The 26,745-nt window shown below is 38.5% G+C and carries 1 protein-coding gene (running past one end of the window); it reads left to right on the top strand.

Features of this window, described 5'->3' with window-relative positions:
* The first annotated feature begins 137 nt into the window (after window positions 1-137).
* A protein-coding gene (locus AC3HD6_RS07615) for a non-ribosomal peptide synthase/polyketide synthase (protein ID WP_488895799.1) crosses the window boundary here: on the top strand, window positions 138-26,745 show its 5' portion. The gene runs 17,624 nt beyond the window's last position; 26,608 of the gene's 44,232 nt are visible here — the first part of the coding sequence; it begins with the start codon at window positions 138-140; its stop codon lies off the right edge, out of view.

Raw genomic sequence — 26,745 nt, 5'->3', positions numbered from 1 at the left:
CTTTTGTAAAATCAAAGGACTGGCTGCTGCTTAGTGATCTTCTGAAATACTTGTTCAGAAAGGCTTTAAAGCAAAAAGAGTGAATAAAAACCGTACCTAAACCTAACCTAACCTACCGTCCTTCGGGATATATTGCTATGAAGCTAACACCTTATCAATCGACCTTTTATAATGAATGGATCCTGAATCCATCAAGAAGCGACTATAATATTATCTTTGATCAGTCTATGTCCGGATACGTAGATATCCATAGACTGAATTCAAGTTTAGTCCGATTTGTTAACAATAATTTACTATTGAACAGTAATGTTGTAAGTGAGTCAGAAAATTTGGTTTGGAAGCCCAGACCTTTGCTTTCTGAACATGCTCAAATACTAACATTTATTGCTGAGGAACCTAGTCCTGAAGAAGTTTTACAGCTTGCTTTGCAGCCTTTTGATTTAGAGAAAGAACAATTGGCAAGGTTTTATGCCATCAAGCTGAATAATGGAGGCTACAGGATTATTCATATATTTTCCCATATTCTTGTTGATGGCCTGAGTGCAAACAGTATCTATGCTGAGCTAAGTACTTTTTACAATGACTTAAGCTATGTAAATCCTATAAGCCTTGTAGAGCAGGAAATACGATACGAAAAACTGAGAAATCAGCTTGAAGAGATATTGGCAAAAGGGAAAACAGAAATGTCAGATTTCTGGAAGTCCGGATTGGAGGAAGTTGAAAATATTGGGTTTAAATTTTTACAAACCACAGATTCTCTTCTCCTAAACCCTCAGGAAAAAGAACAGATCCTGATTAATCCGGTAAGTGAACTTCGTTTTCATTTTCCTGAATCAGTATCCCTTAAAGTAAGACAACTGATATCAAAATATAAACTGACGCCTTATACTTATGGACAATTGGTTTTTGCCGTTTTACTTCATAGAATTTCAGGAGTTAATAACCTGGTTATCAATTATCCTGTTGGGATTACAGAGGGGCAGGATTTTATCTTTGGAGCCCATATTAATACGATTTTAAAAGGATACAGATTCGAGCCAAAATCGTCTCTGCAGGATCTTATCCATCAAAATATAGAATACACCAATCAATTAAAAACGAGTAAGGCCAGATATCTGCCAATTGAGGAACTTATCAGCTATGCTCCAACCTCAAATATACTGGAATTCGGATTTGTTCAAACCAGTCTTAAAGATGTGGTTATTCATTACGAAGGAGCCAGTAATGTGATCATTAATAGTGATCTGAATGTTGACTTGGTTGGGAAATTGTCATTTGAGCAGGAAGTAAGAGATGGTCAGATTAATTATAAGGTTCGTTATGCGAATCAAAAGCTTGATGCTGAATTAATATCTAATTTTGTAGAGATTTATGAGAGGTTATTTATTGAAATATTGGAGGATTTATTGGATGGAAATGCTAATAAACCGATTTCTCAATACAAGCTCTTAAATGAAAATTCCTATCAGAAAACAACAGAAAGCTGGAATACGATTGATTGGGACTATCAGAATAGTAAAACCATTCATAAAGCCTTTGAAGATCAGGTTATAAAAACTCCTGAGAATACTGCATTAGTTTATCAGGATGTTAAAATCACCTACCAGGAGCTTAATGAGCGTTCAAACCGTTTAGCTAATTATTTAATCAACACTTTTGATCTTAAACCTGATGAATTTATTCCATTATGTCTGGAAAGATCAGAAAATATGTTAATTGCAATTTTAGCTGTATTGAAAGCTGGTGCAGCATATGTTCCTATGGACCCTTCATATCCTGTAGACAGAATTGAGTATATCCTCAAAGATACGGGAGCCAGAATTATTCTTGCAGAAGATAGCACTATAGAGAAGATTAATCATCTTTCTGTACAATATTTATCTTTAAATGATTCCAACTTCAGAGTTCTGATGGATTCATACGAGTCATCAAATCCTGTAATGGATGTTTCTCCTGATCGTTTAGCTTATGTGATTTACACTAGTGGAACTACAGGACTTCCAAAAGGGGTAATGGTAGAGCACCAGAACGTTATGAATGTAGTGGAGAAGGTAAGGGAGGCATATGGCTTTTCTGAAGGAGAAAAAATAACAGCCTATACCTCTTATGTTTTCGACGTTTCCGTATCTGAATTTTTTAATGCCTTGCTATACGGAAATGAACTTCATGTATTGGACGAAGCGACAAAGAAAGATGCCGATCTGATAAGCAGATATTTGCTAGATAATGAGATTGCTTATACTTATTTACCTCCGGTAATGTTATCTGTTTTACCAAGAGTAGATTACCCTTCAGTGAAAGGGTTCCTGTACGCAGGAGAACCCTGTGATTATGAAACAGGAAAATATTGGTCGGAAAAAAAGGAGCTTTATAATCTGTATGGTCCTACGGAAGCAACTATTTATGCGATTTACAAAAAGATAAAACATGGAGATGTTCATGTTATCGGTAAACCTGTAGAAAACAGTTCTGGATATATTCTGGATGGATGCCAACAGTTATCACCAGTAGGAGCTGTTGGTGAGTTGTATCTTGGGGGAGTAGGCATTGCAAGAGGCTATCTGAACCGCCCTGATCTTACTGAAGAACGTTTTATAAAAAATCCTTTCCAAACGAAAATCCAAAAGCAAAAAGGAGTAAACGGAAAATTATATAAAACCGGGGACCTGGTACGATGGCTTCCTGATGGGAATATAGAATACATTGGCAGAAACGATTTCCAGGTAAAAATCCGTGGTTACAGGATAGAATTGGGAGAAATTGAAGAAAGATTATCTCAGCACCCTGCTATAAAACAATCTGTAGTTCTTGCCAAAGAAAACAGTACTGGAATGAAATATCTGGCCGGGTATTATGTATCTGAAGAAGAACTGAATGCAGAAATGCTGACAGAATATTTATCAGAAACATTGCCTGAATATATGGTGCCAAGTGTTTTTGTTCAACTTACAGCTTTGCCATTAACCATCAATGGAAAATTAGACAGGAAGCAGCTGCCTGAGCCTGAATTCAGCGGAGAAAGAGAATATACTGGCCCTGAAAATGAATTACAGGAAAAATTATGTCAGATTTATAGTCAGATTTTAGGAATTGAATCTGGAAGCATTGGGATTCATGATGATTTCTTCCGCCTTGGAGGAAATAGTATTATGGCTATTAAACTTATCAGTAAAATTAAACAAGAGCTGGAAATTCCAATCAATGTATCCATGGTATTTGGACATAAAACAGTGGCGTCATTATCGCATGTACTTGATAAAAACAATGATGTTTCTGAGCCAATAATCATCAATGCAATACCTGTTTCTCAACCTGAAGAACAACGTTTGTCTTTTGCACAGGAAAGACTTTGGTTCATAGAGTCTTATGAAGGAAGCAGCAGTGTTTATAATGTTCCAATGGTGTTTACACTGGGAAAAAATGTTTCCCAGAAACTTCTTCAGCAGACTTTTGATCTGTTGATGCAGCGTCATGAAGTACTGCGAAGTATTATTCTTACCACAGAAGATGGGGTAGGATATCAGAAGGTAACCGATCAAAAGCTTAAGATTCATTTCGGGAAGGTTGAAACCAGAACAGAACTTGATCAGACGATAGACTATGTAGCCAATAAAGTTTTCCGACTGGATCAGGAACTTCCGATAAATGCTTCTGTTTTCAGAATGAAAGATGATGATTATTTATCTGTTGTTATTCATCATATTGCTTTTGATGGATGGTCAACAGAAGTCTTCATCAATGAATTCAATACCATTTACCAGGCTCTTATTGAAGGTGAAAAACCTGAACTTCCAGTATTACCTATTCAATACAAAGACTTTGCCCTATGGCAGAGAAATTATCTTTCCGGGGAAATACTTAAGGAGCAGGTATCGTATTGGAAAAACAAATTGGAAGGATTCCAAACCCTGGATCTTCCTTTGGACTTTAAAAGACCAGCCCATGTTTCATATACCGGGGCTACAATATATTTTGATCTTCCGGAGCAGCTTGCTTCAGAATTACAAAAACTTTCAAAAGATCTGGAAGTAAGTTTATACAGCGTGATGCTGAGTGGATATTATCTGATGCTGTCCGCTTATTCAGGCCAGGATGATATTATTGTGGGAAGCCCAGTTGCCAACCGTCACCATGCAGGTCTTGAAAATATCATCGGATTCTTTGTTAATACCTTTGCTTTAAGAGAAACAATAGACCCTGAGCAGCAGATAAAAGATTTCATTGTGCAGGTTTCAGAGTCTATCACCAATGCTCAGTCTCATCAGGATCTTCCTTTCGAAAAGCTGGTAGAGGAAATGGGAGTAGAGCAGGATAATTCAAGAAACCCTATTTTCCAGGTGATGTTTGGTATTCAGAGTTTTGAAGAAAAAGTTTCTCATATAAATAATAATACTGTACTACTTCCTTTTGATGGAGATATAGATTATAAATCTGCCAAATTTGATGTAACGATGATGATTGATGTTCACGGAGACAATATCCGGGGAATCTTCAATTATGCAGTAGCTCTTTTCAAAAACGAGACCATCATCCGTATGAAAGAGACCTATATGCTGATCCTGAAACAATTGGCTGAAATAGGAAGTGTAACCTCAAAAAATAATACAATTAAGAACCTTCAGCTTCTAAATGATGAACATTATCAGAAGATTACGAAGGACGGGAACGCCAAGGAACACGATTTTCCAGAAGGATATACGATTCACAGGTTATTCGAAGAACAGGCAGCAAAGACACCCGATGCCACTGCATTGGTATATCAGAATATCAGATTGTCTTATCAGGAACTCAATGAGCGTGCCAATCGTCTGGCTAACCATCTTATTGCTGCATATAACGTGAAGCCTGATGATTTGATCCCTATGTGTTTAGATCGTTCAGAAAATATGCTTGTTGCCATTTTGGGCGTTTTAAAAGCTGGAGCTGCTTATGTTCCTATGGATCCTCAATATCCGTCAGATAGAATCCAGCATATTCTTCAAGATACTCAAGCAAAAGTAGTTCTTACAGAAGAAAAATTGAAAGATAAAATAGACTCAGAGAATGCCCATATTCTATCCTTAAATGATCCTGTATTTCAGGCAATTATTGAGGAAATCTCTTCTCAGAATCCTGTTACAAAAGTTACCCCTGAGAATCTTTCGTATATAATTTATACCAGCGGAACTACAGGGATGCCTAAGGGGGTAATGATTGAACACCAGAATGTCGTAAACGTAGTTTCACAGATCAGAGATGCCTATGGTTTCAGTGAAGGAGAAAAAATAACAGCCTATACCTCTTACGTTTTTGATGTATCAGTATCAGAATTTTTTAATGCCCTGTTATATGGAAACGAGCTGCATATCCTTGATGAAGCCATTAAAAAAGATGCCGATTCCATAAGTCAATACCTTTTAGAAAACGATATTGCTTATGCTTATCTGCCGCCGGTGATGCTTTCAGTATTACCAAAAATAAAATATCCTTCTCTGAAAGGAATGTTGTATGCCGGAGAACCTTGTGATTATGAAACCGGGAAATACTGGTCAGAATATACCCGTTTATACAACCTTTACGGACCAACAGAAGCAACTATTTATGCCACCTATAAACAGGTTGAACATGGCGATGTACATCTTATCGGCCGTCCTGTTAATAATACTTCAGCCTATGTATTGGATGCCTATTACCGTCCCGTTCCAATAGGGGCTATAGGTGAACTTTATCTTGGCGGAAACGGAATTGCAAGAGGATATCTGAACAGACCGGATCTTACTTCCGATCGTTTTATTGTTAACCCTTTCCAGACTCCGATACAGAAAATCAGAGGAAAAAACGGAATAATTTATAAAACCGGAGACTTGGTACGCCTTCATCCGGATGGAAATATTGAGTATATCGGCAGGAATGACTTCCAGGTAAAAATCCGTGGTTATAGAATTGAATTAGGTGAAATTGAAAACAGGCTGCAGGAATATACAGGCATAAAGCAGGCGGTGATTCTTGCCAAAGAAAATAAAGCAGGAATGAAGGTTCTTGTCGGATATTATGTATCTGACGAAGTGTTAGATGAAACTCATCTTTCAACATTTTTATCAGAAACATTGCCGGAATATATGATTCCTGCTGCTTATGTACAGCTTGATACCCTTCCGTTAACCATTAACGGGAAATTAGACAGAAGAGCCCTTCCGGAACCAGAATTTACCGGAATCAAAAAATATACAGCTCCACAAACAGAACTTCAGGAAAAACTTTGCCGTATTTATGGGGAAATATTAGGGCTTGATGCTGATGAAATCAGTATTCATGATGATTTCTTCCGTCTCGGAGGAAACAGTATCATGGCGATAAAGCTGATCAGTAAAATTAAAAATTATCTGGATCTCCGTATTCAGGTAACGTCTGTATTTAATCATAAAACCATTGCTTCTCTTGCCTCTTTTCTGGAAACAGAATTCCAGGAAGAAAACATACATATAGAGCCTGTAATGGTTTCCTCTCCTGAAGATCAGCGCTTATCTTTTGCCCAGGAAAGGCTTTGGTTTATTGAGGCCTATGAGGGTGGAAGCAGTGCTTATAATATTCCTATGGTACTCACTTTGAGCCCGGATGTACAGTTGGAAGCACTTCAGAAAGCCCTGGAAATAGTCATTCTGCGCCACGAAGTCCTTCGGTCTGTAATTAAAACAACAGCAGAAGGAATAGGATATCAGGTTGTTACAGATGCTATACCAGAATTCAAAATGGTAGAAATTAGCACAGAAAAAGAGCTGGAAACGGCTATCAATACTGTGGCCAATAAAATATTCCGTCTGGAAGAAGAACTTCCTTTGGATATAACTCTTTTCAGACTGAAAAATCAATATTATTTATCTATAGTAGTCCATCATATCGCATTTGACGGATGGTCTGTAGATATTGTGTTGAAGGAAATTCAGGCCGTGTATGAAGCCCTGATTAACAAAATCCCTCATCAACTTCCTGATCTTGCTGTTCAGTATAAAGATTTTGCCCTTTGGCAAAGAAATTACCTGAAAGGAGAAATTCTGGATAAGCAGATTAATTATTGGAAAGGGATATTAGAAGACTTTGAATCTCTTAATTTACCTTTAGATTTCAAACGTCCGGCTCAGATTTCTTATGAAGGGGCTGCCATTTACTTTGATTTGTCTTTAGAAGTAGCTTCAGGGTTAAGGGCGATTTCCAAAGACCTTGGAGTAAGTTTGTATAGTGTGATGCTGGGTGGATACTATTTAATGCTTTCTGCTTATTCAGGTCAGGATGATATTATTGTAGGGAGCCCAATCTCCAATCGCCATCATGCAGGTCTTGAAGATATTGTTGGTTTCTTTGTGAATACACTGGCACTGAGAGGAAATGTGAATTCCGGACAGAATTTTAAAAACTTTATTCTTCAGGTATCCCAATCTGTAGCAGAAGCGCAGTCGCATCAGGATCTTCCATTTGAAAAATTGGTGGAAGAATTGGGCGTAGAGCAGGATATGTCCCGTCATCCGGTATTTCAGGTGATGTTTGGCGTTCAAAGCTTTGGTAGGGAAACCGGAAAAGATTCTGTATTCTCTCTTTTTGAAGGCGAAATAGATTATCAGGCAGCGAAATTTGACCTTACCACAATGATTGATGATGGAGAGGAAAAGATAAGAGGAATGTTTAATTATGCCGTTTCTCTTTTCAGTAAGAATACTATTTTGAGGATGAAAGATACCTATGTTCTGCTGTTGGAACAAATCGCAGCAATAGGGACTGAAAATGCAGAGAATATTAAAATCAACGATTTCCAATTCCTTAAAGCGACAGATTATAAAACAGTTATTGAAAACTGGAACAATACGGTTTCTGAATATCCATTTGATAAAACCATTCATCAGCTTTTTGAAGATCAGGTGGTAAAAACTCCGGATCATACAGTTTTAGTATATCAGGATATTCAACTTTCCTATCAGGAATTAAACGAAAAGGCAAACCAATTGGCCAATGATCTGATCGGAAAATATACTATTCAACCAGATGAAATTATTCCCCTATGTTTGGACCGTTCCGAAAATATGTTGATTGCGATGCTGGGAGTTCTGAAATCCGGAGGAGCCTATGTGCCGATTGATCCTTCATATCCTTCAGACAGAATCAGGCATATTATAAAAGACACCAAGGCCAGATTGGTGATAGGTCAGGAGAGTACAATTGAAAAATTAAAAGATCAAAATGCTGAATATATTTCTTTGGATGAGGTTCAATATAAGGCACAATTAGAGATTGCAGATTCAAATAACCCTGTTACGGAAACAAAGTCTGGAAATTTAGCGTATGTGATCTATACCAGCGGAACAACAGGACTTCCGAAAGGAGTAATGGTAGAACATAGAGGAGTTTCAAACCTTGTGACCCAATTTGCAGAAAAGCTGGAGTTAAATACCAGAGAAGATACCACGAAAAATTGTCTTTGGTATGCCAATTATGTCTTTGATGCGCATGTTGCAGAACTTTTCCCTGTTATTACCCATGGTCATAGCATTTATCTGCTGGATAAAGAAAAACAAACGGATATTGCAGCATTACAGCACTATATCCGTGAAAATGATATCAGGATTGCAACAATCCCTCCGGTACTTCTTACCAAAGATTATATTTTACCACTGGAGAAACTTATGGTTGCCGGAGATGTTACCAACCCTCAATTGATGGCCCTTTATCAGGCTCAGGGAATAGATATTATTAATGCTTATGGCCCTACAGAAGGAACAGTTTGTGCCACCCTTCATTACTATAAAGAAGACAACAATCCACTGAATATAGGAAAGCCTATCGGAAATATGACTTCTTATGTTTTGGATGATAAGCTACGTCCGGTTCCTGTTGGAGCAATAGGTGAGCTTTATATTGGTGGAGCAGGCATTACCAGAGGATATCTGAACCGTCCGGAGCTTACAGAAGAACGTTTTATGATCAATCCTTTCCAAAGTAGAGCTGAAAAAGCAGAAGGTAAAAATGGACGATTATATAAAACAGGGGATTTGGTACGCTGGCTTTCTAATGGAGAGCTTGAATATCTGGGAAGAAATGATTTCCAGGTGAAAATCCGTGGTTATAGAATTGAATTAGGAGAAATTGAAAATACATTAGTTCGTTATACGGGCATCCGCCAGACAGCAGTGCTGGCTAAAGAAAATAATGCCGGTTTGAAATATCTGGCCGGATATTATGTTGCTGATTCAGCAATAGATTCTCAGCTTCTTTCGGAATATGTATCAGAATCTTTACCAGAGTATATGGTTCCCGGAGCCTTTGTTCACTTAGAATCCTTACCGCTTACAATTAACGGAAAACTGGATAAAAAACAGCTGCCTGAACCTGAATTTACAGGAAGTAAAGACTATATTGCTCCAGAGACTGAACTTCAATCCAGATTATGCCAGATTTATAGCAGTGTATTGGGAATTGATGCCGGAACAATCAGTATTCACGATGATTTCTTCAAATTAGGAGGGGATAGTATTATCAGTATCCAGCTGGTAGGAAGAATCAGGCAACAGCTTGATGTAAAAGTAAGTGTGAAAGAGATTTTCACATCCAGAACGCCGGCGGTATTGTCCTTACTTATTGAAGAAAATAAAAAGAACGAACAAACACAAATTGTAGCAGAACAAGGACTCCTTACAGGAGAAGTTTCCTTACTTCCTGTTCAGGAATGGTTCTTTAGCCAGAAAGAGCAAGGATATCTTGCAGACTTCAACCATTGGAATCAGGCTTTCCTTGTGAATGTTCCTGAACTTGATAAAGAATTACTCGAAGAATCTATCAGACATTTGATAGAAAGACATGATGCATTCAGATTAAAATTTGAAAAAAGCAATACGGGGTATATTCAATCGTATGGAAATACTCAAATCTTCGCGTCTATCAAACAACTGGACGCTTCCACTCTGAATAAAGATGAACTATCAAAAATACTTACAGAATGGCAATCCGGGTTTGATATTGAGCAAGGCCCATTGTATCATGTAGGTTACATCTATGGATATAATGATGGAAGTGCCAGACTTTATTTTGCTTTTCATCATTTGATTATTGATGCGGTAAGCTGGAGGATTATTACAGAAGATATAAAGAATATTTATCAGGCCCTTGAAAAAGGAGATAGAGAAAAAGTACTTTCTCATAAGAAAGGAAGCAGTTATCGCCAATGGACAGAAGCCGTAAAACAATATCAAATATCAGATCCGGAATCCAGAGCACAGGAATTATTATTCTGGAATGCTGCTGCAGATACCGTATCAGATCAAAATGATACATTGAGTAGGTTGGTAGGAGAAGAATATCATTATGGGCATCTGACTCTCAGCAAAGAAATGACAGGTTTGTTGATTAGAAATATCCATCAGGCATATCATACACAGATTAATGATCTTCTTCTCGCAGCATTATCCCTTACTCTTTCTGATCTTACAGGAGAAGAAAGTCATTCTGTACTGTTAGAGAGTCATGGACGTGAAGAGGTATTTGAGAGTCTTGATATCACAGAGACAGTAGGTTGGTTTACAGCAATGTATCCATTGCTATTGAATAAAGGTAAGGATCTGTTTGATACCATTGTCCTGATAAAAGAGTCTTTACGAAAAATTCCTAATAAAGGAATCGGCTATGGAAGCCTGATTGGTTATACCGGTAATGCTCTTCCTAAGATCAGTTTTAATTATCTGGGGCAGTTGGATCAGGAAGATACCACAGGTGGGAAAAGTTGGTTTATTACTGCGGAAGATAGCGGGTTAGGTATTGGAGGTACAAACCGTGACAGCCACTATATCAGCATCAATGGAGCTGTTGTGGATGGGCAATTACGCTTTGAAGTATCCGGATATCTTTCAGAGCATCAGATCCATGCAGTTTCTTCTCAGTTTAAAGATCATCTGGAATCTATTATAACAAGACTTTCGGAAGAAAGTAAAAGCTATCTTACACCATCCGATGTAGACTATATTGTAGACCAGAAACAGCTTTCTATGATCCAGGAGAAAGGTGAAATAGAAGGGGTATATCTGGCAAACAGCTTACAGGAAGGGTTTGTTTACCATGCATTAAATCAAGGTGATAAAGATGATGCTTACAGAGTACAGTTAATCTGGGAATACCATTCTGAAATCAATAGAGATGATCTTAAAAAATCCTGGGAGCTTATCCAGAAGTCCTATCCCACATTACGAGTTCGATTTGACTGGAATGGGGAAATTGTTCAGGTGATTGATAAAGAAGGAGATTTGGATTGGCGTTATCAGGATATCAGTACTTTAGATGATCAATCTCAGGAGATATTCATCCGCGAACTTACTCAAAAAGATCGTTTTGAGATCTATGATCTTTCGAAAGGAAGCCTGTTCAGGGTATATCTTTTCAAGAGAGGAGAAAAGCATTACAGCTGCTTACTAAGCAATCACCACGCTATTTTGGATGGGTGGAGTATGCCTGTACTCTTAAACAGTGTACATGATGCTTATATGAGCCTGATTAAGAATGATATTCCGGTGATATCTGTTGACCATGCCTATGCGTTGACTCAGCAATATCTACAGTCTCATAAAACAGGAAGTACATCATTCTGGAAGTCGTACATGAGCTTATTAGAAGATCATGAAGATCTAAGCAGTCTGATCAAAGAAGAAGAGCGACATATTGATCTGGGAGCTTATCGCCATATACAGAATCATCAGCACATCAATTTACCGATAGAAGGAGAAAAGTACCACCGTTTGAAGAAATTTACTAAAGCGCAAGGTTTTACTGTAAATGCGGTGCTGCAGTATTTATGGCATAAACAGCTTAGTATTTATAGTGGATTGAACAGCAGTGTTGTAGGAACTACGGTATCGGGCAGAAACCTGCCAATAGATGGAATTGAGACTTCAGCAGGTTTATATATCAATACATTACCACTGATTGTGAATCATGGAGAAGGAAAGGTTACGGAACATATTATGGAGGTTCAGAACAGAATTTCTGAACTTAATACACACAGTAATATTAACCTTGCAGACCTTCACCACGATGGACGCAGAATTTTCAGCAGCTTATTTGTGTATGAAAATTATCCTGTTCCTAAGGGTGGAGAAAAGAATGAATTAGGCTTTGAGTTTAGAGATTCAGTAGAAAAATTAGATTATCCATTGGGGGTTGTAGCCTATGAACGTGAAGATAAAGTATCATTAATCCTGAATTATGATGGTTATTTATTCGAACAGGAAATGATGTCCCAGTTGATTATAGGGATGGAGACCATTCTTTCTCAGCTTCTGGATAACCCGGAAATGATGTCTGAAAAGCTCTCTTACCTTACCAAGGCAGAATTTAAAAAGATAACAGAAGATTGGAATAATACATGGTATGATTTCCCATCTGAGAAAACCATCCATGAACTTTTTGAAAAACAGGTTGCAAAAACTCCAGATCATATAGCCCTGATATTTCAGGATAGAAAACTTTTATATAGTGAGCTGAATGCGCTCTCAAACCGTCTGGCTCATTATCTTATCAGTACATATAATCTTCAGCCTGACGAATTAGTACCCTTATGTTTAGAACGTTCGGAGAATATGATCATTGCTATTTTGGCAGTATGGAAAGCAGGAGCAGCTTATGTTCCTATGGACCCTTCCTATCCTGCTGATAGAATAAAACATATTCTGACAGATACAGGTGCAAGGGTAGTCCTTGCCCAGGAAAGCACAGGGAATCAGGTGCAAGTGGTTGAAAATGTAAATGTTGTATCTCTTGATAATATTCTATTTAAAGATGCTATTGAGGGAATGCCTGCGGGAAATCCTACTATCAATATAAACTCGGGCAATCTTGCCTATGCCATTTATACGAGTGGAACAACAGGGCTTCCAAAAGGGGTAATGGTAGAGCATAAAAATGTAGTGAACCTTGTCTCTGACCTGTATTCCCGTTATGGTCTGGATGATCAGGATGTTATTCTTCAATTTGCCAACTATGTATTTGACCCATCCGTAGAGCAGATGTTATTGGCTCTTCTGAATGGAAATAGTATGCTTCTTAGTGAAGAGAAAAGCTATTTAAATGAAGAAGCATTCATAAAAATGCTTAATGATCATAAAGTTTCCTATATCAATCTTACTCCTTCGGTGTTGCAGAATATTGATATCACACAAGTGAAAACAATGCGTAAACTGGCTTCAGGAGGAGAAGCTTTGACTGTAGATCTTTATAATAAATTAAAAGAGGAACATTTCAACTTTCTTAATTGTTATGGTCCCACTGAAGTTACCGTTACCTCAATTGTTAATAATAATAGAAGAGCAAACAGTATAGGACGCCCTATTGGTAATACAAGCGTTTATGTATTAGATGCTCAGTTCCGTCCTGTACCTGTTGGAGCCGCAGGAGAACTTTATATTGGAGGATCAGGGGTTTCCAGAGGGTATCTGAACAGACCCGATCTTACAGATGAGCGTTTTATTTTCAACCCTTTTCAAACTGCAGCGCAAAATAATAAAAACGGGAAATTATATAAAACCGGAGATCTTGTTCGTTGGCTTCCGGACGGAAATATAGAATATATCGGAAGAAATGATTTCCAGGTAAAAATCCGTGGTTATCGTATTGAACTGGAAGAAATAGAAAACAGGCTGCTTCAACATCCGGAAATCCGTCAGGTGGCCGTTTTAGCTAAAGAAAATAATGCAGGGATGAAATATCTTGCAGGATATTATGTGGCTGACTCAGCCATTGATTCACATCTGCTTTCAGAATTTTTATCAGAGACTTTACCTGAATACATGATTCCCGCAGCATTTGTACATCTTACTGAACTTCCGATTTCTATCAATGGTAAGCTCGATAGAAAACAGCTGCCTGAACCTACATTTATAGGGATGGACACCTATACTGCTCCAGTCAATGAACTCCAGCAGAAACTCGCTGAAGTCTATGCAGGAGTTTTAGGATTGGATAGCAGCCGAATCAGTATTCATGACGATTTCTTCAGATTAGGAGGAAATAGTATTATGGCCATCAAACTGATCAGTAAAATTAAGCAAGTATTGGAGGTAAGGGTAGAAGTGGCAACCATTTTCAGTCATAAAACAGTGGCTTCTTTGTCTGAAGTTGTAAGCAACGAAACACACACTGAAGAGCAGGCTGTCATTACTCCTGCAAAAGTAAATTCTCCGGAAGAACAAAGATTATCATTTGCCCAGGAAAGACTTTGGTTTATTGAAACCTACGAAGGTGGAAGCAGTGCCTACAATATCCCAATGGCAGCAATTCTGGATGAAAAAACAGATATTTCAGTATTGCAGAAAGCATTTGAAAAAGTAATTAAACGTCATGAAATCCTTCGTTCCGTGATTAAAACAACAGAAGATGGAGCCGGTTATCAGCAGGTTACAGATCATCTGCCTGAATGGAATATGACGGAAGTAAGCACAAGAGAAGATTTAGATGAAGCGCTTAACAAATGTGCTAATAAAATCTTCCGACTTGAGGTAGAAATTCCTATTGAAACTAATATTTTCAAGTTTGAAAACAAACATTATCTGTCAGCAGTAATTCATCATATTGCTTTTGACGGGTGGTCTACCGATATATTTCTGAAAGAGATCCAGACGATCTATAAAGCACTTCTTAATAACGAAAAAGCGGAAGAACTTTCTGACGTACAGATTCAGTACAAAGACTATGCTTTATGGCAGCGTGAATATCTTTCAGGACAACGTCTTGAACAGCAGATCAATTATTGGAAAGATCAGCTTGAGGATTTCCAAAACCTGGATCTTCCGACCGATTTCAGAAGACCTTCTCAAATTTCTTACGAAGGAGAAAACCTATATTTCAGCTTGGATGAAGAACAAAGTGAAAAGCTGAGAGCTTTATCCAAAAATCTTGGAATAAGCCTGTATTCTGTAATGCTGGGCGGATATTATCTGATGCTTTCAGCATATTCAGGGCAGGATGATATTGTGGTAGGAAGCCCTATCGCCAACCGTCATCATGCAGGACTGGAAGATATTATCGGATTTTTTGTCAACACATTGGCATTGAGAGAGAAACTGGATGCTAAGCAAAATCTTAAAGACTTCCTTCTTCAGGTTTCAAAATCAGTGACCGATGCTCAATCTCATCAGGACCTGCCGTTTGAAAAATTAGTAGAAGAACTTGGAGTAGAACAGGATACCTCGAGACACCCTGTTTTCCAGGTGATGTTTGGGCTTCAGAACTTCGGTGGTGATGCTTTATCTCAAAATAACCAGGACAGGCTGTTTTATCCTTTTGATGGAGAAATAGATTATCAAGTGGCTAAATTCGATCTGACGACAATGATTGATGATGGCGGAGAGGAAATTAAAGGAATGTTCAACTATGCTAAAGCCATTTTCTCTAAAGAAACGGTGGGGAATATGATCCGGTCCTATGAATTTTTACTGGAGCAAATGACAAAAGATGAAGATCAAAGAAAAGTTACCCTTTCTGATTTAAACCTTGTTACTCATGATCAGTATAAAAAATTAACAGAAGATTGGAATGCAACCTATACAGCATATCCATCAGAAGTAACAATCCATCAACTTTTTGAAAATCAGGTGAAAAATACTCCTGATCAGACAGCATTGGTGTATCAGAATACCAAATTTTCTTATAAGGAGTTGAATGAAAAAGCTAATCAACTGGCTCATTATCTGATCGAAAATTATTCACTTCAACCAGATGATTTGGTACCAGTATGCCTTGAAAGGTCAGAAAATATATTGATCGCTATTCTTGCTATCTTAAAATCTGGAGCAGCTTATGTTCCGATGGATCCTTCCTATCCTTCAGACAGAATACAGCATATTTTGAATGATACTCAGGCAAAACTGGTGATCGGACAAGAAAGTACAGCAGGAAAACTGGAAAATGCATCTGTTGAGGTTCTTGCTTTAGATGATATCAGTCTTAAAGCAAAACTTGAAATAACATCAACTGAAAATCCTGTTGTACAGGTTAATGCAGATAATCTTGCTTATGTGATCTACACCAGTGGAACCACAGGATTGCCAAAAGGAGTAATGATTGAACATTCAGGAGTGATAAACCTCATTGAATCAATGATAAAAGCTCACCGACTTCAAGAATATCAGGAGGTAGGATGCTACTCAAACTATGTATTTGATGCCTTTGTGTATGAAGCATTTCCGGTACTCTGTAATGGAAATACGTTGTGGCTGTACAGCAATGATCTCAGAACATCCGTAGGAGAACTTAATGATTATATTAAAAATAATAACATTGAAGTTTCATTTATTCCGCCTGTTCTGCTAAGAGAAGTTGTAGAACATGGAACGAGTCTGAAACTCATATTTGCCGGCGGAGAAAGCTTCGCTGCTTTAGATAAAAATATTGACGATATTATCTTTGTAAATGAATATGGTCCTACAGAAGGAACAGTCTGTGCAACACTGCATTATTATAAAGGAGATAGAAATCCGTTGAACATCGGTGGCCCAATTGAAAACACCTATGCATATGTTCTTGATGAGCAAAATCGCCTGGCTCCTGTTGGGGCTGTAGGGGAACTGTATATTGGAGGAGCTGGGATCGCAAGAGGGTATCTGAACCGTCCTGAATTAACCGAAGAACGATTCGTCTCAAATCCTTTCCAAACAATTATTCAGAAAGAAAGAGAAGAGAACAGCCGTTTATACAAAACCGGAGATTTAGTGCGCTGGTTACCGAATGGAGAATTGGAATATGTAGGAAGAAACGACTTCCAGGTGAAAATCCGTGGCCATCGTATTGAATTAGGGGAAATTGAAAATTCCTTATTAGAATATTCCGATATTCGCCAGGGGGTTGTATTGGTGAAAGAAAACAAATCCGGACTGAAATATCTGGCAGCTTACTATGTTTCTGATTCAGTTATAGATTCAGAATTGCTTATAGAATATCTATCAGTGTCTCTTCCTGAATACATGGTTCCCGGTGTGTTTGTGCATTTAACAGCTTTACCGGTAACAATCAATGGAAAACTAGACCGAAAAGCTTTGCCCGAACCTGATTTTACAGGCAGCAAAGAATACACAGCTCCGGAAACAAACCTTCAGAAGCAGCTTTGCCAGATTTATGGTGAAGTTCTTGGAGTAGATGCGGACACGATCAGTATTCATGATGACTTCTTCAGGCTGGGCGGAAACAGTATTATGGCCATCAAGCTTATCAGTAAGATTAAACAGGTTTTACAGATACAGGTAGAAGTTTCCAAAATATTCAATTACAAGACCATTGCTTTATTATCAATGGTGTTATCAGAAGATACCCATGGCAGTGAGCAGGTGATGATTACCCCTGTCAAAGTAAATTCTCCTGAAGAACAGAGCTTATCTTTTGCTCAGGAAAGACTTTGGTTTATTGAAAATTATGAAGGTGGAACCAGTGCTTATAATATTCCAATGGTCTTTCTTCTGGATGAAAAAACAGATATTATGGTCCTTTGTAAATCATTGGATGCTATTGTAATGCGTCATGAAGTGCTTCGTTCAGTCATTCGTATGACCGATGAAGGAAAAGGCTGGCAGGTGGTTATGGATGATATTCCTGTTATTCATCAATATGAGGTGAAAACAATGCAGGAACTGGAAGAAAAAGTGAGCTATGCAGCCAACAAGATTTTCCGCTTAGAAGAAGAACTGCCTGTAGATATCAAAATCTTTAAGTTTGAAGAAAATTACTATTTATCAGTTGTAATTCACCATATCGCATTTGACGGATGGTCTACAGATGTCTTCTTAAAAGAATTAATCAGTATTTACAATACCATTAAAGAAGGTAAACCACATGAATTACCTGCATTAAAGATCCAATACAAGGATTTTGCATTATGGCAGCGCAATTATCTTACCGGAGAAAGGCTAGAACAGCAAATTGGTTACTGGAAAAATAAACTTGGAGGATTCCAGAATCTGGATCTGGCAACAGATTTCAAGAGACCGGCTCAGATATCCTATGAAGGAGAAAATATCTATTTCAGCCTTAATGAGGAGCAGACTCAAAAGTTAAAAAATCTCTCAAAAGATCTTGGAGTAAGTCTTTACAGTATTGTATTGGGTGGTTATTACCTTATGCTTTCTGCCTATTCCGGGCAGGATGATATTATTGTAGGAAGCCCTATTGCAAACCGTCACCATGCAGGTCTTGAAGAGATGATCGGATTCTTTGTCAATACACTGGCACTCAGAGAAACTATTGATCCGAATCAGCAGATAAAAGACTTTATTTTACAGGTCGCCCAATCAGTAACAGAAGCTCAGTCCTATCAGGATCTTCCTTTTGAAAAATTAGTGGAAGAACTTGGAGTAGAGAAAGATACTTCCCGACATCCGGTATTCCAGGTAATGTTTGGTCTTCAGAGCTTTGGGGAAGAAGTTTCTCAGCCAGAAAACAAAACAACATTATTGTATCCTTTCAATGGAAATGTTGATTACCAGGTAGCTAAGTTTGACTTAACAACTATGATTAACGATATCGGCCATAGTTTACAGGGAATGTTCAACTATGCGAAATCTGTTTTCTCAAAAGAAACCGTTCAGAATATGCTGAATACGTATCTTTTCCTGCTTGGTCAGATCGCAGAAATCAATGATACAGAAAGGCTTGCTATATCCGAATTGGATTTGATTTCTGAAGAACAAAATGAAGCTGTTTCTAAGCTATGGTCTTCCGGAGTTGACTATCCAAGTGATACTACCATTCATCAATTATTTGAAACCCAGGTTAAGAGAACACCAGATCATATAGCTATTGTATATCAGGACGTAAGACTCTCTTACCGTGATCTTAATGAGCGTTCCAACCGTTTGGCGAATTATCTTATCAAAACATATGATATTCAACCGGATGATCTTATTCCTTTATGTCTGGAGCGTTCCGAAGAAATGCTTGTGGCTATTCTGGCTGTGCTAAAATCCGGTGGAGCTTACGTACCAATGGATCCGTCATATCCAGCAGATAGAATCAAACATATTCTTACCGATACAGGCGCAAAAATTGTTATTACCCAAGGTGGTTCTGAGCTTAATGTTCTTGAAGCCTGTGGAGAGACAACTTCTATGCTTATACTGAACGATCCGGAACTGGAAACTGTTCTTGAAAATAGCAGCATTGAAAATCCTGTTACTTCCGTAGCATCTCATCATCTGGCGTATGTAATCTACACCAGTGGAACGACAGGAATGCCAAAAGGAGTACTACAGGAACACCGCAACGTAGCTCGTTTGTTCAGTGCTACAGATCATTGGTATCAGTTCAATGACAAAGACGTTTGGAGCTTATTCCATTCCTATGTATTTGACTTTAGTGTATGGGAAATCTGGGGAGCGCTGTTCTATGGCGGAAAATTATTAGTTCCATCCTCTGAACAAACCAAAGACACCAATTTATTCTTCAGCTTATGTTTAGAAGAAGGCTTAACGGTGCTTAATCAAACCCCAACTGCCTTCTACCATTTTATTGATACCGCCCTTCAGAGAGACGACCTATTAAGCAGTCTTCGCTATGTGATCTTTGGTGGAGAAGCTTTAAATCTGGCTTCTTTAAAACCTTGGTATGATCGTTATTCTGGATCACCAACACTGATTAACATGTATGGAATTACTGAGACCACCGTCCATGTAACCTACAAGAAATTAAGTGCGGAAGACTTGGATAAAGCCTCATTAATTGGGGAGAATATTCCGGATCAGGGTATGTATATACTTGATAAACATCTTCGTGCCGTTCCGGTAGGAGCAGTAGGAGAATTGTATGTAGGCGGAGCGGGAATTGCCAGAGGCTATCTGAACCGTGAAGAGCTTACTGCCGAACGTTTCATCAGCAATCCTTTCCAGACCTTGGAAGAGAAGAATCAAGGAATGAACGGAATCCTGTACAAAACAGGAGATTTGGTACGCTATCTTGCCGATGGCGAGCTGGAATACATCGGAAGAAATGACTTCCAGGTGAAGATCCGTGGCTATAGAATCGAATTAGGAGAAATAGAAAACAGACTTCAGGAATATCCGGAAGTAAAACAAGCTGTGGTTCTGGCCAAAGAAAACAAAGCCGGACTGAAATACCTTGTTGGATATTATGTCTCAGAAAAAGCGAATGAAGTAAGTGATCTTACCGCGTTCTTATCAGAGGTATTACCAGAATATATGGTTCCTGCAGCGTTTGTTCACTTAACCTCATTACCACTGACCATCAACGGTAAATTAGACAGAAAAGCATTACCGGAGCCTGAGTTTACCGGAGGCAGGGAATACACGGCCCCTGAAACCGAATTACAGGAGAAATTATGTCAGATCTATGGAGAAGTCCTTGGATTAGACGCCTCTGGTATTGGTATCCATGATGATTTCTTCAGATTAGGAGGTGACAGTATTATCAGTATTCAGCTTGTCAGCAGAATCAGACAAAGACTTGATATAAGAGTAAGTGTTAAAGATATTTTTACCACCAGATCAGTTCTGAAACTTTCCGACTTAATGGAAAGCAAGGCCAAAGAAGAGCAAACTCAGATTGTGACAGAACAGGGTCAGCTTACCGGAAGTTTGTCCTTCCTTCCTATTCAGGAATGGTTCTTTAATTTGGTTGAGGAAGGGTATGTAGGAGATCTTAATCACTGGAACCAATCTTTCCTGATTACCGTTCCTGAGCTTACTACAGAAGTACTGAAACAAAGTATAAAGCTGTTGTTTGAAAAGCATGATGCCTTCAGAATCTATTATCCAAAAGAAAATAATACATACACTCAACAGTACGGAATAGAATATATACCGGAAATTAAAGATCTTGATATTTCAGGAATGTCATCAGAAGAAATTTCCAACGTATTCACAGATTGGCAGTCTCATTTTGATATTGTAAACGGACCTTTATTCCAGGTTGGATATGCTCACGGATACGAAGACGGAAGTGCAAGAATCTTCTTTGCATTACACCACTTAATTATTGATGCTGTAAGCTGGAGAATCATTACAGAAGATCTGAAAAATATATATCAGACACTGGAAAAAGGAAATCAGCCTGAAACCTATGTAAAAGGAAGCAGCTACCGCCAATGGACTGAGGCTGTAAAAGGATATCTTCTTGATAACCCTGAAGCCAGAATCAAAGAACTTGCTTACTGGACTCATACTGCAGGAAATGTTGCGAAAAACAATGATATTTTAACTGAAGTATCTTCTGAGGAGTATCATTTTGCTAATCTTAGTCTTGAAGAAAGCTATACAGAGAAGCTGATTAGAGAGATTCATCATGTCTATCATACACAGATTAATGATATCTTGTTATCTGCGCTTGCTTCTGCACTTTCAGACCTTACCGGAACATCAGGACATACCGTTCTTCTGGAAGGGCACGGCCGTGAAGAGGTATTCAATAACCTGGATATTACAGAAACAGTGGGATGGTTTACTTCCATGTATCCATTGTTGCTGCAAACCGGAAAAGACGTAAAAGATACTGTTGTTTTAACCAAAGAATCGTTGAGAAGCATTCCAAACAATGGAATTGGATATGGCAGTCTTGTTGGATATACTGAACAGGCACTTCCAAAAATCAGCTTCAACTATCTTGGGCAGCTTGACCAGGAAGAAAGTACAGGAGAGAAAACCTGGTATATTTCTGGAGAAAACAGTGGAAACTCCATGGGTGATAGAAACCGTGACAGCTATATCATTAGTGTCAACGGAGCCATTGCCGACGGGCAGCTTCGCTTTGGAATCTCAGGATATCTTTCACAGGATCAGGTTAATCTGGTTACCCAAAAATTTAAAGAGTATATAAAACAAATTGTTGATGAATTAACAGCAGAACAAAAAACGTGGTTAACTCCATCAGATACAGAAAATATCGTTGGAAAAGATCAGCTGATGTATATTCAGGAATCCGGAGCTGTAGAAGGAGTATATCTGGCCAACAGCTTACAGGAAGGATTTGTATATCATGCATTGAATCAGGGAGATACTGATGATGCCTATCGTGTACAATTGGTATGGGATTATCGCTCAGAAATGAATCTTGAGCAATTGAAAAATGCATGGATATATACTCAAAATCAGCTTCCTACATTAAGATTGAGGTTTGATTGGAGTGAAGAAATTGTTCAGATCATTGACAAAAAAGGAAGTCTTGACTGGCGTTATCACGATCTGAGTGAAATGAACAAAGATCAACAGGAAGATTTGATTTCTGAAATGACTCATAAAGACCGTTTTGAAGTATATGATCTTGCAAAAGGAAGTCTTTTCAGAATATACCTGTTCAAACGTTCAGAACAGCATTACACCTGTCTTTTCAGTAATCATCACGCCATTCTTGATGGGTGGAGTATGCCAATATTCCTGACGCTTATTCATGAGGCTTATTTAAAATTAATTAAAAATCAGGAACTTTCTCCGGCACCGGATGAAGCGTATGCAGAAGCCCAAAAGTATCTTCAGAACCATAAAGATGCTAATGCTGATTTCTGGAAAGACTATATGGGACTTCTCGAAGATCGTGAAGATATCAGTGGCTGGATTAAAGAATCTAAGAAACAGATTGATCTTTCAGAATACAAACAGATTGTAGATCACCGCTCGATAAAAATGTCGATTGTGGGTAAACAATACGAGCAATTGAAGAAGTTTACAGCAAAGAACGGATTTACCATCAATGCTGTCCTTCAATATCTATGGCATAAACAATTAGCGATTTACAGCGGAACACAGTCTACGGTGGTAGGAACTACAGTTTCCGGAAGAAGTATACCGGTAGATGGTATTGAATCATCAGTTGGTTTGTATATCAATACCTTACCACTGATTGTGAGCCATACGGAAGGTAAAGTAGCCGATATTATTTCAGAAATTCAGAACAGAATCAGTGAGCTCAATACCCATAGTAGTGTAAACCTGGCAAGCCTTCAGCATGACGGACGTAGAATTTTCAGCAGCTTATTTGTGTACGAAAATTACCCGGCACCGAAAGGAGATGAGGATAATGAATTATCATTTGTCTTCAAAGGTTCAGTAGAGCGTCTGGATTATCCGTTGGGAATAGTAGCTTATGAAGCGAGTGATGAGATTTGGCTGAATATCAGCTACGAAGGATATTTGTTTGAGGAAGCCATGATTCAGCAATTAATCGATGGAATGAACACTGTTTTGGATCAGATCCTTGAAGACTCAGAAATTTCATCCGAGCAGTTATCTTATCTTACTAAGGAAGAATATAAAACGGTTTCCAAATTATGGTCTTCTGGAGTTGACTATTCAAGTGATACCACCATTCATCAATTATTTGAAACCCAGGTTAAGAGAACGCCAGATCATACGGCAATCGTTTATCAGGATGTAAGATTATCCTATCGTGAGCTTAATGAACGTTCCAACCGTTTGGCGAACTACCTTATCAAAACGTATGATATTCAGCCAGATGATCTTATCCCTTTATGTCTGGAGCGTTCAGAAGAAATGCTTGTAGCTATTCTGGCTGTGCTAAAATCCGGTGGAGCTTACGTACCAATGGATCCGTCATATCCAGCAGATAGAATTAAACATATTCTTACCGATACAGGCGCAAAAATTGTTATTACCCAAGGTGGTTCTGAGCTTAATGTTCTTGAAGCCTGCGGAGAGACAACTTCTATACTTATACTGAACGATCCGGAGCTGGAAACAGTTCTTGAAAATAACAGTATTGAAAATCCTGTTACTTCCGTAGCTTCCAATCATCTGGCGTATGTAATCTACACCAGTGGAACGACAGGAATGCCAAAAGGAGTACTACAGGAACACCGTAATGTAGCCCGTTTGTTCAGTGCTACTGATCATTGGTATCAGTTTAATGACAAAGACGTTTGGAGCTTATTTCATTCCTATGTATTTGACTTTAGTGTATGGGAAATCTGGGGAGCTTTATTCTACGGTGGAAAGCTATTAGTTCCATCCTCTGAACAAACCAAAGACACCAATTTATTCTTCAGCTTATGTTTAGAAGAAGGCTTAACGGTGCTTAACCAAACCCCAACTGCCTTCTACCAGTTTATCGATACAGCACTTCAAAGAGAAGAACAGTTAAGCAATCTTCGCTATGTGATCTTTGGTGGAGAAGCTTTAAATCTGGCCTCTTTAAAACCTTGGTATGAGCGTTATCATTCTTCTCCAACACTGATTAACATGTATGGAATTACTGAGACCACCGTCCATGTAACCTACAAGAAATTGAGTGCAGAGGATCTTGATAAAGCCTCATTGATCGGGGAGAATATTCCGGATCAGGGCATGTATATCCTGGATAAACATCTTCGTGCCGTTCCGGTCGGAGCAGTAGGAGAATTGTATGTAGGTGGATCGGGAATAGCCAGAGGCTATCTGAACCGTGAAGAACTCACCGCAGAACGTTTCATCAGCAATCCTTTCCAGACTTTGGAAGAGAAAGAGCAGGGAAGCAACGGAATCCTGTACAAAACCGGAGATTTGGTACGCTATCTTGCTGATGGCGAACTGGAATACATCGGAAGAAATGACTTCCAGGTGAAAATCAGAGGCTACAGAATCGAATTAGGAGAAATAGAAAATAGACTTCAGGAATATCCGGAAGTAAAACAAGCTGTGGTTCTGGCCAAAGAAAACAAAGCTGGACTGAAATACCTTGTTGGATATTATGTCTCAGAAAAAGCGAATGAAGTAAGTGATCTTACCGCGTTCTTATCAGAGGTATTACCAGAATATATGGTTCCTGCAGCGTTTGTTCATTTAACCTCATTACCACTGACCATCAATGGTAAATTAGACAGAAGAGCATTACCAGAACCTGAATTTACCGGAGTCAGGGAATACACAGCCCCCGAAACCGAATTACAGGAGAAATTATGTCAGATCTATGGAGAAGTCCTTGGATTAGACGCCTCTGGTATTGGTATTCATGATGATTTCTTCAGTCTTGGAGGAAACAGTATTATGGCCATCAAATTAATCAGCTCCATCAAACGAACTCTGGACATGCAGGTTGGGGTAGCTGTGATGTTTGGGCATAAAACAGTAGCCTCACTTTCAGAAGCATTAAATGATCAAAATAATATTGATGAACAGGTTACCATTATACCAGTAAAAGTAAATACCCCTGAAGAGCAAAAATTATCTTTTGCACAGGAAAGACTTTGGTTTATTGAAACTTATGAAGGAGGAAGCAGTGCCTATAACATCCCTATGACCGTTCGTCTGAACGAAAAAACAGATCTTTCAGTAATAGGAAAGGCACTCGAAACCATTGTAATACGACATGAAGTATTACGAACCATTATCCGTTCAACAGACGAAGGAAAAGGATATCAGTTGATTCTTGACCAGGTTCCAGCTATTCATTTACACGAGGTAAATACAAAAGAGGAGCTGGACAGAGAAATCAACAGAGTTTCCAATAAAATCTTCCGTCTGGATGAAGAACTTCCTATAGAAATTAGCATTTTTAGGTTAGGAGACCACCATCATTTGTCAGTTGTGATTCATCACATTGCATTTGATGGTTGGTCAACGGATATTTTCTTAAAAGAAATACAAACAATTTACAATGCCCTTACCAAGGGTGAAGAACCTCAACTTCCTGAAGTTAAGGTACAATATAAAGACTTTGCATTATGGCAGAGAGATTACCTTTCCGGAGAAAGACTTGACCGTCAGGTAGAGTACTGGAAAACAAAACTGGATGATTTCCAGACCTTAAATCTACCTGTAGATTATAAGAGACCCAACCAGGTTTCTTATGATGGAGAAACCATCCATTTTGTACTGTCTTCGAAACTGGCTCAGGATCTGAGAAAAACATCTAAATATCTTGGAGTGAGTTTATACAGTGTGATGCTTGGAGGGTATTATCTGATGCTGTCTGCTTATTCCGGTCAGGATGATATCGTAGTAGGAAGCCCTATTGCCAACAGACATCATGCAGGTCTTGAGGATATGATAGGGTTCTTCGTGAACACATTAGCCTTAAGAGAAACCATTGATACAGAGCAAAACCTTAAAGATTTTATTCTTCAGATCGCTCAGTCGGTAATTGAGGCACAGTCTCATCAGGACCTGCCGTTCGAAAAGCTGGTTGAAGAACTAGGTGTAGAACAGGATATGTCCCGTCATCCGGTATTTCAGGTGATGTTTGGTCTTCAGAGCTTTGGTAGAAGTACTGATAATGCAGATGTGCTGTTCCATCCTTATGAAGGAGATACGGATTATGATGTGGCTAAGTTTGATTTGTCTACTATGATTGATGATGGAGAAGAAACCATCCAGGGAATGTTCAATTATGCCAAGGCAATTTTCGCAAGAGAAACAGTGAGTAATATGATTGATTCTTATCTGTATCTGCTTGAACAGGCCTTTGGTAATAATGTGACCCTGGAAACAACCAAACTATCTGATCTTCGTTTAATAACAGAAGATACTGGTAAAAAAATGATGGAAGAATGGAATGCAACAGAAGTATTTTATCCTTCTGATATCACCATTCACAAATTATTCGAAAAACAGGTTGCGAAAACTCCGAATCAGATTGCAGTAGTGTATCAGGACGTAAGACTGTCTTACCGTGAGCTTAATGAATGTGCTAACCGTTTGGCGAACCATCTTATTGAAACTTATGGTCTTCAGCCGGATGATATTGTTCCATTATGTCTGAACCGTTCTGAGCAAATGCTTATTGCCATCCTGGCGGTATTAAAATCCGGAGCAGCTT

It is taken from the genome of Chryseobacterium sp. II3a (genome assembly GCF_057815135.1).
This window is presented reverse-complemented; position numbering and strand designations above follow the sequence as displayed.